The following is a 10,641-nucleotide window of genomic DNA, read 5'->3' as shown; positions in this document are numbered from 1 at the left end:
CTCCTCCGCCACCCCAGCCGACCACGACCCCGACGCCGTCCACGACCGCATCCACGACGCCATCGACGCCGCTGCCCACCCCGTCCCCGACTTCGGCGCCGCCCAGCCGGCGCCCGGCGCCTCCGAGCAGAACGGTTCCGCCTCCGCCGCCGCTCTTGCCTCCGCCGCTGCCGGAACCGGGCGGTTACGCGCCGACGACGCCGGAACGGGGCGGCGGGACCGTTGGCCACGACACCGAGGAGAAGCGTCGCTGGGCCCTCGCCGCGCTGCTCCTGCTGATCGGCGGCAGTGCCGCAGTGCGCCGACTCCGCTAAGGGAGGCGCGCCGGGTCCGCACCCCCGACGGTGAGAGGTCCACTTTGGACGTGATGGGTTTCCGCAAAAGGCATTCTCCTGCAACTGATTCCCAGTAGCAGCGTTGTCGCATGCCTGGTCGGCGGCCTATCGTTCGGGGTGCCCCGCTCGCCGGACCGGAGGAGGTCACGTGGATTCCGGGAAGCCTCCACACCACGGCCACGGCCATGGACATGGACACCGCAGCGCTTGGGCGGGGTTGAAGCACGCGGTGACGCCGCACAGCCACGACGCCGCCGACGTCGTGGACGGGCCGCTGGCGGCCAGCCGCAAGGGCATGCGGGCGCTGTGGATATCCTTCGCGGCGCTGCTGGTCACCGCCATCGGGCAGGCCGTGCTGGTGGCCCTCACCGGCTCCGTCGCGCTGCTCGGCGACACCCTGCACAACTTCGCCGACGCGCTGACCGCGGTGCCGATCGCGGTCGCCTTCCTGCTCGCCCGGCGCGCGGCGACCCGCCGCTTCACCTACGGGCTCGGCCGCGCCGAAGACCTCGCCGGACTCGTCGTGCTCGCGGTGATCGCGGCGTCGGCGGCGCTGGCGGGCTGGGAGGCGATCCGGCGGATGGTCGACCCGCAGCAGGTCGAGCACTTGGGCTGGCTCGCGGCGGCCGGGCTGCTGGGCTTCGCCGGCAACGAGCTGGTCGCCCGCTACCGCATCCGGGTGGGCCGGGAGATCGGCTCGGCCGCCCTGGTCGCCGACGGGCTGCACGCGCGCACCGACGGTTTCACCAGCCTCGCCGTGCTCGGCTCGGCCGGCGGTGCCGCGCTGGGCTGGCGCTGGGCGGACCCGGCGATCGGGCTGCTGATCACGGCGGCGATCGCCATGGTGCTCTGGGGCTCGGCCAAGGAAGTCCTCGGCCGGGTGCTCGACGCGGTGGATCCGGAGCTGGTCGGCCGGGCGGAGCTCGCGCTGGCCGGGGCGCCCGGGGTGCGCGCGGTGGGCGGGCTGCGGATGCGCTGGATCGGCCACGAACTGCACGCGGAGGCCGAACTGGACGTCGCCCCGGAACTCAGCCTCGCCGACGCGCACCGCGTTGCGCACGACGCCGAGCACCGCCTGCGGCACGCCCTGCCGCGGCTCGGCGGCGCGACCATCCACGCCCACCCGGCGGGCGCCGAGCACGAGCTGGTCGCGCACCACCACTGATCCCGTTGTCACCCGGGAAGATCTACCGCCACCAGCGGTCTTCTGCGTAGCCTCGCCAGGTCCGCGACGTGGGAGGTAGCGATGGCCGTGCCGGATCCCGATCGGGCCGAACTGCAAGCCGCGGCAGCCGAACTGGGGCTCGAACTGGACGACGCGACAACGGATTCGTACCTGGCGCTCATCGCGGCGAACGTCGAGGCGTACCGCGTGGTGGACGCGTTCGAGGAGCCGGTCGCCGAAATCCCGCCGCGGCAGTGGAGCGAGCCCGGCGACAACCCGTTGGGCGCGTGGTACGCGCGCACCGAGCTGCGCACCCGCGACGACGGGCCGCTGGCGGGCCGCACCGTCGCGCTCAAGGACAACATCTGCCTGGCCGGGGTGCCGATGATGAACGGTTCGTCGACGCTGAAGGGCTACGTCCCGGACGTCGACGCGACGGTGGTGACGCGGCTGCTCGACGCGGGCGCCACCATCGCCGGGAAGGCGCACTGCGAGTTCCTCTGCTTCTCCGGCGGCTCGCACACCGGCGCCGACGGGCCGGTCCGCAACCCGCACAAACCGACGCACTCCGCCGGCGGCTCTTCCTCGGGCTCGGCGGCGCTGGTCGCCGCGGGCGAGGTGGACCTGGCCATCGGCGGCGACCAGGGCGGTTCCATCCGGATCCCGTCGTCGTGGTGCGGCGTGGTCGGGATGAAGCCGACGCACGGACTGGTGCCCTACACCGGGATCATGCCGATCGAGGCCACCATCGACCACGCCGGGCCGATCACCGCCAACGTCGCCGACAACGCACTTGTGCTGGAGGCGATCGCCGGCCCGGACGGGCTCGATCCGCGCCAGACCGCAACCCGCACCGACACCTACACGCGGGCGCTCACCGGTGATTGCGGTGGCCTGCGCATCGGCCTGGTGCGCGAGGGATTCGGCACGGCCGGCGCCGAATCCGACGTGGACGAGGCGGTCCGCGAGGCGGCGGGCGTGCTGGCCGGGCTGGGCGCGAAGGTCGCGGAGACATCGGTGCCGCTGCACAGCTCGGGAGTGGCGATCTGGAGCCCGATCGCCCTGGAAGGGGCGGTGTGGCAGATGCTGCTGGGCAACGGGTTCGGCATGAACTGGCGCGGCAAGTACGTGACGAGCCTGATGACCGCGATGCGCGGCTGGCAGGACCGGGCCGACGCCTTCAGCGAGTCGCTGAAGGCGTCGATGCTGGCCGGGAACCTGTTCCGGCGCCGCTACGGCGGCACCACCTACGCGAAGGCGCAGAACCTGGCCCGCGTCCTGACCGCGGCCTACGACGCGGCGCTGGCGGAGTTCGACGTGCTGGTCATGCCGACGCTGCCGATGAAGGCGACGCCGCTGCCGGCCGCGGACGGCCCGCGCGAGCTGATCGTGCGGCGCTCGTTCGAGATGATCGGCAACGTCGCGCCGTTCGACGCGACCGGCCACCCGGCGCTGAGCCTGCCCTGCGGGAGCGGTGACGGCCTGCCGATCGGCATGATGCTCATCGGCCGCCACTGGGACGAAGCGACGCTCTACCGCGTCGCCCACGCCTACGAAACCGCCGCCTGACCCGTGCCGTGAGCGCTTCGGGCCACTGCGAAGGCTGCTCGCGGTCTGCCGCGCCGTTTTCGCGCGAAACCGCCGCCTGCCGTGCGCCTTCGGGGAGCTTGCCCGGGGCCTTTCTGGAGCGCTCTTTCAGGAGTCCGGAAGCGGCCCGGACGGCTCTAGGAGGCCTGCCCGGCGAGGATCGTGGCCGCGGTCGCCGCGACCCGCACGACGTCCAGCTGCGGATCGCGGTAGTCCTCCAGCCACGCGTCGGTGGCGCGGTTGGCGTGCACCGCGAGGACCGCTCCGACCGACAGGCCGACCGCGCGCCCGACGGCGAGCACGGTTTCGGCCTCCATGTCCATTCCGTCGACGCCGGACCGCTCCACCTCGCGGATGCGTTCCGCGGCGCGGTCCTCCCAGCGCGGCAGCGGTCGGCCCTGGCCGAGGTAGTAGGAGTCGGTCGACAGCACGGTGATCGGGCGGGACGGCCGGGCGAGTTGCCGCGCGGCGGTGGCCAGCGCCTCGGCGACGGCCGGCGTGGGCACCGCGTCCCCGTCCGGTAAGTAGTGGCGCGCCGCGCCGCTCTCGCGCCGGGCGCGCCGCACGATGCCGAGCGTGCCGGGCTCGATCTCCGGGCGCATCGCGCCCATGCCTCCGATGCGGATCACCGTGCGCACGCCCAGCCCGGCCAGTTCCACGAGCGCGATCTCGGTGGACGGGCCGCCGATCCCGGAAGAGCAGACGCCGATCTCGACCCCGTCGAAAAGCCCGGTGCCGGCGCGGAATTCCCGGTTCTGCCCGAGGACGCGGAAGGAGCTCAGCACCTCGGCGGCGAGGTCCACCCGCGCCGGATCGCCCGGCAGCAGGCAGATCTCCGGCAGTTCCCCGCGGCGGCACGGGAGGTGCGGCGGCCGGTCACCGTCCCAGGGATCCGCGGCCCGGCGCGCCATGAGCGATCCTCCGAAATGCGTCGTATGTCCAATATGGACTGTCCAGGTGGGAGTGATGCGCGCCTCGTCGGGCGCCCTCGGCCTTTACCCGCCGGGAAGCCCGGTGGATGCTGATGCACGGCATCCGCACGGCGAAAATCTAGCACCGTAACGCGCCGTGCCCTTCCGCAGACCAGGAGTCGTCGAATGGGCCGACAGGTGACGCCTGCCCGCGAACAGGGCAGTTCCGATGAGCGACCGAGCCGCTACGCGAAGCAGGCGATGGTCGCGTCCGCGGTCGGCTACGGCATCGACGGGATGGACAACCTCATCCTCGGCGTCGCGCTGACCGCGATCAGCCTCGACGTCGGGCTGTCCCAGACCGAGGCGGGCTCGCTGGCCACGGTGACGCTCATCGGTGCGGTGCTCGGCGGCGTGCTGTTCGGCATCCTGGGCGACTACTTCGGCAGGGTCCGGACGCTGACCTGGTCGGTGATCCTGTTCGCGGTGTTCACCGGCCTCACCGCGCTGGCGCAGGGATACCTCGACCTGGCGATCTACCGGTTCATCGCGGGAGTCGGGCTCGGCGGCGAGTTCGGCGTGGGCATGGCGCTGGTCGCCGAGACCTGGCCGGCGAAGATGCGGGCGCGGGCCACGTCGCTGGTCGGCGTCGGAGGCCAGGCGGGCGTGCTGATCGGCACGCTGGCGGCCGGGCCGATCGTGACCGCGTGGGGCTGGCGAACGCTGTTCGTGATCGGCGCGATCCCCGCGTTGATCGCTTTCCTGCTCCGCAACCGGCTCGCCGAACCGGAGGCGTTCACCAAGATCGAGCGCGACCGGCGGCGCTTCCCGCTGCGGCTGCTGTTCGCCGACGCGCGGACGACGCGGTCGAGCATCGCGCTGCTGGTGCTGTGCTCGGTGCAGACCTTCGGCTACTACGGCATCATGACCTGGCTGCCGACCTACCTGTCCAAGCAGTTCGGGTTCAGCCTCACCAAATCCGGCACCTGGACCGCGGTGACGGTGCTGGGCATGGCCGCGGGCATGTGGATCTTCGGGCAGCTCGCGGACCGGATCGGCCGCCGCCGCACGTTCTGGATCTTCCAGGCCGGGGCGATCCTGTCGGTGCTGGGCTACAGCCAGCTCACCGATCAGTACGCGCTGCTCGTCGGCGGTGCGGTCATGGGCGTGTTCGTCAACGGCATGCTCGGCGGCTACGGGGCGCTGATGGCCGAGCTGTACCCGACGGCGGCGCGTGCGACCGCCGAGAACGTGCTGTTCAACCTCGGGCGCGCGGTCGGCGGATTCGCGCCGATCGTGTTCGCGCTGATCGCCCAGTCGTCCAGCTTCGCGGTCGCCATCGCCTTCCTCGCGGTGCTGTACGCGGCGGACATGCTGATGATGTTCCTGCTCCCGGACCGCAAGGGCGAAGCCCTCCAGTAGCGCCCGGAACCCCTGCGGGCGCGGCATTCACGCCTCAGGTCTTCAATTTCAATGGAAATCGGACCTCCGATTTCCATTGAAATTGCGGAAGTTGTCCACAGGAGCCGGCATGTCGGGCGAAGCACACCTGGTCAGGATGTTCATGGACATTGCAGCACCGGCGTAGGCTGTGCCGCCATGGCGGGGATTCGGCGCTTCGAGCGGGTGTTGCTCGGTTGCGGTGCGGTCGGCGTGGTGCTGTTCGTGGTGCTGTTCCTGGTGGAGGGCGCGTTCCGGGCGGACTACAGCCCGCTGCGGCATCCGGTGAGTTCCCTGTCGATCGGGGAGTCCGGCTGGATGCAGGCGGTGAACTTCATCGTCACCGGCCTGCTGGTCCTCGCCTTCGCCGCCGGACTGCGGCCCGCGCTGCGGAGGCTGGGCGGTGGACGCTGGGCGCCGGTGCTGATCGGGCTGGTGGGAGTCGGGCTGATCGGCGCCGGGTTTTTCGCGGCGGACCCGATCAGCGGCTACCCGCCGGGCACGCCGCCGGTGACCGCCGTGCGGACCACGCGCGGTGTGCTGCACGACCTCTTCTCGACACCGGTGTTCACGGCGCTGCCCGCGGCTTGCTGCGTGGTCGGCTACCGCCTCGCCCGCACCGGTCATCGGGCTTGGGCCGTCTATTCGATCGGCACCGCGGTCGTGTTCCTCATCGGGTTCGCGCTGGCCGGCGCCGGGTTCGCCCAGAATCCGGTGCTCATGCCGGTCGGTGGCCTCCTCCAACGCCTGACCCTCGTCGTCGGCTTCGGTTGGCTCGCGGCCCTCGCGGTCGCCCTCCCGCGATTCCAGGGGGTGCCCGGCCCCGCGTGACGCGGGTGCCGGTTCTGCGGGAAACCACGCTGATGCGCGCCGGGTCGTGCTGGTCGTTCCGCAATTTCAATGGAAATCGAACCTCTGATTTCCATTGAAATTGCGGGAGTTGCCCACAGTCGTCGGCGTGTCGGGGTGCGACACGCCGGTGGTCCGCAGTTTCAATTGAAACTGCGGCGAGGGGGTGAACCAGCGCGGCGGCGCTAGCCGAGGCGGGGTGGGAAGCCGCCGGTGGCGATCGGGCCCCAGCGCTCGATGTGGATGCGGATCAGCGACTTGCCCTGCCGGGCCATCGCCTCGCGGTACTCAGCCCAGTCCGGGTGCTCGCCGGAGATGCACCGGAAGTACTCGACCAGCCCGTCGAGCGCGTCGGGCATGTCCAGCACCTCGGCGCGGCCGTCGACCTGCACGTACGGCCCGTTCCACTCGTCGGAGAGCACGCAGATCGACACCTGCGGATCGCGGCGGGCGTTGTGGGTCTTGGCCCGCTCCGGGTAGGTCGACACCACGATCCGGCCCTCGGTGTCCACCCCGCAGGTCAGCGGGGACATCTGCGGGCGGCCGTCGGAGCGGGTGGTGACCAGGACGCCCCGGTGCCGGGGCCGCAGGAACTCCAGCAGCGCTTCGCGGTCGACTCGATCGGCGCGGGCGATCGCCATGGGTTCGCTCCCCACATCCGGCGGCAAGGTCTGGCACAAGCCTAGTGGCCGGGTACGACCCCCGCGTGCGGCGTTGTGGAAGCCGCGTTCGACGGGTGACAATGCGGCACCCGATCGGGAGGCACGGATGCCATTCGCGACCACCGACGACGGAATCCGCCTGCACTACGAGGAAACCGGCACCGGCGTGCCGCCGCGCTCGCCGGTCGTCGTACCCGAGTAGTCGTTGACACCCCGGGCGATCCGGGTTAGAAGGAGATTCCAGAAAAGCCCTCTGCGTTCACGGCAGGAGACGCCATGCAGTGCAAGGCCGCAGTGCTGGAGACCGCCCCCGGACCGCTCGTGATCAGCGACGTCGACCTCGATTCGCCCGGCCCGAACGAGATCCTGATCCGCACCGCCGCGGCCGGGGTGTGCCACTCCGACCTGCACTTCATGGAGGCCAAGTACCCGCATCCGCTGCCCGTGGTGCTCGGCCACGAGTCGGCCGGGGTGATCGAGGCGGTCGGCTCGGCGGTCACCGGCCTGGCGCCAGGCGACCACGTCATCACCTGCCTGTCGGTGTTCTGCGGGCACTGCGAGTACTGCACCACCGGCCGGCCGAACCTGTGCACCAAGGAGGACGTGGTGCGCCCGGCCGACGGTCCGCAGCGGCTCAGCCGCGGCGGCGAGCCGATGCACCAGTTCCTGAACACGTCGAGCTTCGCCGAGTACATGCTGGTGCACGAGCACGCGGCGGTGAAGGTCCGGCCGGACATGCCGCTGGACAAGGCGGCGCTGATCGGCTGCGGGGTGACCACGGGGCTCGGCGCGGTGTTCAACACCGCCGGGGTGCGGCCGGGGGAGACCGTGGCGGTGATCGGTTGCGGCGGGATCGGGCTGGCCGCGATCCAGGGCGCGGCGATCGCCGGCGCGGGCCGGGTGATCGCGGTCGACCGCCTGCCGGGAAAGCTGCGCCTGGCGGCGAAGTTCGGCGCCACCGACGTGGTCGATGCGTCCGATGTGGACGCTGTGCAGGCGGTGCTGGAGCTGACCTCCGGCGGCGTGGAGCACTCCTTCGAAGCGGTCGGGCTGGCCAGCGCCGCCGAGCAGAGCTTCCAGATGCTCCGGCCCGGCGGCACGGCGACGATCATCGGCATGATCCCGTTCGGGGAGAAGATCTCGCTGGACGGCTACTCGTTCCTCCGCGAGCGCAAGATCCAGGGCTCGACGATGGGCTCGAACCGCTTCCGCGTCGACATGCCCCGCTACGTCGACATGTACCTCTCGGGCAAGCTCGACCTCGACTCGATGATCAGCGGCACGTCCACGCTGGCCGGCATCAACGAGGCCTACGAGAACCTCAAGCGGGGCGAGGTCGCCCGCCAGCTCATCACCTTCGGCTAACGGCTGCTCCGTTCGTGGAGCGACGTTTCCGCAGCCACGTGGCCTGTGTGCGTTTTGTTGCTATAGCGACACAAAACGCACACGGGTGGTCGCCTCAGCCCGCTCGGCGGTAGCCCGTCGGGCCCAGGTGGCGGTGGTTCTCCGCTCTCGGGCCGGGCTCGTGGTCTTCAAGCGCCTCGGCGGTCGTGGTCGTGCGCGGGTTCTGCGCGTCTCCCGGGCGCGGGCGCCAGCGCGACAGGTCGCGGCGCACCACGAGCAGCAGCACCAGGCCCACGACGAGCAGGCCGTGGGAGAGCAGGCGGGTGGCGGGGACCGCGTTGTTGATGATGTCGAAGACGCTGAAACCGCCCAGCACCAACAGGAACGCGGCCATCACCGGCAGCAGGCCGGTGCTCGCGCGGACCCGCCAGGCCGTCCACAGCATGCCCAGGCCGAGCGCCAGGTTCCACGCCGTGCTCTCGTTGAGCAGATGCCCGGTCATGACGTCGCCCATGCCGTGGTCCGCGAAGTGCGTCACGCCCAGCACTTGCGCGATGCCCAGCGCCACCTGGCACAGCGCGACGGCCGCGAGCAGCACTCGCGGCCACCGGCGCGCGACGGGGGCGCGCATCGTGCGGGCGGCGTCGAGCACGGAGTGCGCGAGGTCTGGTGTCGGTTCGACCGGGCGGACCCGTAGCGCTCGGTTCAGCTCCGCCGCGCGCTGCTGCCAGGACCGGCAACCGGCGCATTCCGCGAGATGGCCCTCCAGCCGGTCATCGGGCACTGGCGCCGGCTCGCCGTCCAGCCTCGCCGACAGTGCCTCGCGGTACGTGTAGCAGTCCACGTCCATACTGTCGCTCGAAGAGCGGCCCGAGTTCCCGGCGGGTTGGTGCTTCAACCGGTTCCTTCCGACTGCTGCGCCGTTTTCTCGAGCAGCTGCTCCCGCGCGCGAGCGACCCGGGAGCGCACGGTGCCGATCGGGCAGCCGCAGACCTCGGCGGTTTCCTGGTAGGACAGACCCAGCACCTGGGTCAGCAGCAGCGCCTCGCGGCGTTCGCCGTCTAGCTCCTCCAGCAGCATGTTCAGCTCGACGATGCCCTCGAAACCCGCTCGCTCGCCCGCGCCCCGGTCGGCCGCGGCGGCCCAGTCGGCCCCGGCGTCGGTGCGGGGCCGGGAACGCTCGTAGCGCACCTGGTCGACGACCACGCGCCGCGCGATGGACAGCAGCCAGGTGCGCGCCGAGGAACGCCCGGAGAACCGGCGGATGCTCTTGAGCGTCCGCAGGTAGGTCTCCTGCGCGAGGTCGTCGGCGAGGTGAACGCCGGCGAGGTGGGCGATGAAGCGCCACACGTCGCGCTGGGTGCCCCGGATGAACCCCTCCAACGCGCCGCGATCACCTGATCGCGCCGCCAGCGCCAGCTTGGTCAGGCGGGCGTCCTCGGCCTCCGAGCGACTCATAGCCCGGCAGGCTAGTAGGCCGGTGACGCTGTGAGTACAGGCGCCTGCGCGGTGTGCCCAGGAGCACAGGCCCCTTGCAGGATGTTCCCAGTCGACGGGAAATTTCACGTCCGGCGGCGGGAACCGCGGGCGCCCCCGGTCCGACAGGTGTGTCGACGGCGCGCATCGATTCGAGGAGGACCGCCGGGATGGCCTGGTACGCGGACGACGAGTTGTGGTCGGTGTTCTCGCCGGTGATGTTCTCGCCCGAGCGGGCCGCATTGGCGGCCGAGGTGGTGGCGGACTCGCCGCTGTTCGACTTTCCCACCGGGGCGCGGGTTCTCGACCAGTGCTGCGGGGTCGGGTTGTTCACGGTGCCGATCGCACGCCGCGGATATCCGGTGACGGGCGTCGACCTGAGCCCGCTGCTGCTGGCGCAGGCGGAGAAGGCGTGCGCGGATGCGGGCGTGCGGGCCCGGCTGGAGCGTTCGGACGTGCTGGATTACGTGCGTCCGGGCGAGTTCGACGTGGTGCTGAACCTGTTCACGTCGTTCGGCTACTTCGACGATCCGGAGCGGAACCTGCAGGTGCTTCGCAACGCGCACGCGTCGCTGGCGCCGGGCGGGCAGCTGCTGGTCGACGTGCTCGGCAAGGAGATCTACGCCGGTTGGGTCGGGCCGCCGAAGGTGGTGGAGCTCGACGACGGCATGGTCGTCATGCGCGACACCGTCTTCGACGGCTGGACCCGGTTCCGGACCGACTGGACGCTCGTTCGCGGCGAAACGGCGAAACGGCGAAGCACGCGTCGATCACCTGCTTCGTCTACAGCGCGGCGGAGCTGATCGCGCTGTTCGAGGCAGCGGGTTTCGCGGACGTCGAGTGCTTCGGCGGCTTCGGCGCGGAACCCTACG

Annotated in this window: 10 protein-coding genes and 1 pseudogene; 7 read left to right on the top strand and 4 right to left on the bottom strand. The window is 71.3% G+C overall.

Going from position 1 to position 10,641, the window contains the following annotated elements; all coding sequences use genetic code 11:
• The 3 genes and pseudogenes from E1288_RS48325 to E1288_RS36995 all read left to right on the top strand — a co-directional run.
• Positions 1-314: pseudogene (locus E1288_RS48325) on the top strand (DUF6923 family protein); the annotation flags it as partial.
• Between the two features lie 169 nt (positions 315-483).
• On the top strand, positions 484-1,500 hold the full coding sequence (locus E1288_RS37000; RefSeq protein WP_132493347.1) for a cation diffusion facilitator family transporter: 1,017 nt from the start codon (positions 484-486) through the stop codon (positions 1,498-1,500).
• An 81-nt stretch (positions 1,501-1,581) separates the two neighbouring features.
• The gene (locus E1288_RS36995) at positions 1,582-3,069 is read left to right on the top strand and encodes an amidase (protein WP_132493346.1); all 1,488 of its coding nucleotides are present in this window, start codon (positions 1,582-1,584) and stop codon (positions 3,067-3,069) included.
• 155 nt (positions 3,070-3,224) lie between these two features.
• Here E1288_RS36995 and E1288_RS36990 read toward each other — a convergent pair whose 3' ends face one another.
• Complete coding sequence (locus E1288_RS36990; protein ID WP_132493345.1) at positions 3,225-3,998, bottom strand: nucleoside phosphorylase; 774 nt, start codon at positions 3,996-3,998, stop codon at positions 3,225-3,227.
• A 186-nt stretch (positions 3,999-4,184) separates the two neighbouring features.
• Between E1288_RS36990 and E1288_RS36985 the strand changes: the two genes are divergently transcribed.
• Positions 4,185-5,420 carry an MFS transporter gene (locus tag E1288_RS36985; RefSeq protein WP_132493344.1) on the top strand — a complete coding sequence of 412 codons (1,236 nt, stop codon included), beginning with the start codon at positions 4,185-4,187 and terminating at the stop codon, positions 5,418-5,420.
• Positions 5,421-5,597: 177 nt separating this feature from the next.
• A complete protein-coding gene (locus E1288_RS36980) occupies positions 5,598-6,269 on the top strand; it encodes a DUF998 domain-containing protein (protein WP_132493343.1) in 672 nt (223 codons plus the stop codon).
• 203 nt (positions 6,270-6,472) lie between these two features.
• Here the strand turns inward: E1288_RS36980 and E1288_RS36975 are convergent, their stop codons facing one another.
• On the bottom strand, positions 6,473-6,928 hold the full coding sequence (locus tag E1288_RS36975; RefSeq protein ID WP_132493342.1) for a PPOX class F420-dependent oxidoreductase: 456 nt from the start codon (positions 6,926-6,928) through the stop codon (positions 6,473-6,475).
• 297 nt (positions 6,929-7,225) lie between these two features.
• On the opposite strand from E1288_RS36975, the gene E1288_RS36970 reads away from it, so the two are divergent.
• Positions 7,226-8,314, top strand: a complete 1,089-nt coding sequence (locus tag E1288_RS36970; RefSeq protein WP_132493341.1) for a Zn-dependent alcohol dehydrogenase — start codon at positions 7,226-7,228, stop codon at positions 8,312-8,314.
• Positions 8,315-8,408: 94 nt separating this feature from the next.
• Here the strand turns inward: E1288_RS36970 and E1288_RS36965 are convergent, their stop codons facing one another.
• Positions 8,409-9,137 (bottom strand): zf-HC2 domain-containing protein, encoded by a 729-nt coding sequence (locus E1288_RS36965; RefSeq protein ID WP_165968456.1) that lies wholly within the window; start codon positions 9,135-9,137, stop codon positions 8,409-8,411.
• 50 nt (positions 9,138-9,187) lie between these two features.
• On the bottom strand, positions 9,188-9,751 hold the full coding sequence (locus E1288_RS36960) for a sigma-70 family RNA polymerase sigma factor (protein WP_132493339.1): 564 nt from the start codon (positions 9,749-9,751) through the stop codon (positions 9,188-9,190).
• A gap of 188 nt (positions 9,752-9,939) precedes the next feature.
• Here E1288_RS36960 and E1288_RS36955 point away from each other — a divergent pair, with 188 nt between their 5' ends.
• Positions 9,940-10,572: a class I SAM-dependent methyltransferase gene (locus tag E1288_RS36955; RefSeq protein WP_235884073.1), complete on the top strand. Its 633-nt coding sequence runs from the start codon at positions 9,940-9,942 to the stop codon at positions 10,570-10,572.
• The last annotated feature ends 69 nt before the right edge of the window (positions 10,573-10,641 follow it).

Source organism: Saccharopolyspora elongata (genome assembly GCF_004348985.1).
Lineage (GTDB): Bacteria > Actinomycetota > Actinomycetes > Mycobacteriales > Pseudonocardiaceae > Saccharopolyspora > Saccharopolyspora elongata.
This window is presented reverse-complemented; position numbering and strand designations above follow the sequence as displayed.

Coding starts and splice junctions, on each gene's coding strand:
- E1288_RS36975 (WP_132493342.1), bottom strand. CDS start 6,928: ATGGCGATCGCCCGCGCCGATCGAGTCGACCGCGAAGCGCTGCTGGAG.
- E1288_RS36960 (WP_132493339.1), bottom strand. CDS start 9,751: ATGAGTCGCTCGGAGGCCGAGGACGCCCGCCTGACCAAGCTGGCGCTG.
- E1288_RS36985 (WP_132493344.1), top strand. CDS start 4,185: ATGGGCCGACAGGTGACGCCTGCCCGCGAACAGGGCAGTTCCGATGAG.
- E1288_RS36995 (WP_132493346.1), top strand. CDS start 1,582: ATGGCCGTGCCGGATCCCGATCGGGCCGAACTGCAAGCCGCGGCAGCC.
- E1288_RS36990 (WP_132493345.1), bottom strand. CDS start 3,998: ATGGCGCGCCGGGCCGCGGATCCCTGGGACGGTGACCGGCCGCCGCAC.
- E1288_RS36955 (WP_235884073.1), top strand. CDS start 9,940: ATGGCCTGGTACGCGGACGACGAGTTGTGGTCGGTGTTCTCGCCGGTG.
- E1288_RS36980 (WP_132493343.1), top strand. CDS start 5,598: ATGGCGGGGATTCGGCGCTTCGAGCGGGTGTTGCTCGGTTGCGGTGCG.
- E1288_RS36970 (WP_132493341.1), top strand. CDS start 7,226: ATGCAGTGCAAGGCCGCAGTGCTGGAGACCGCCCCCGGACCGCTCGTG.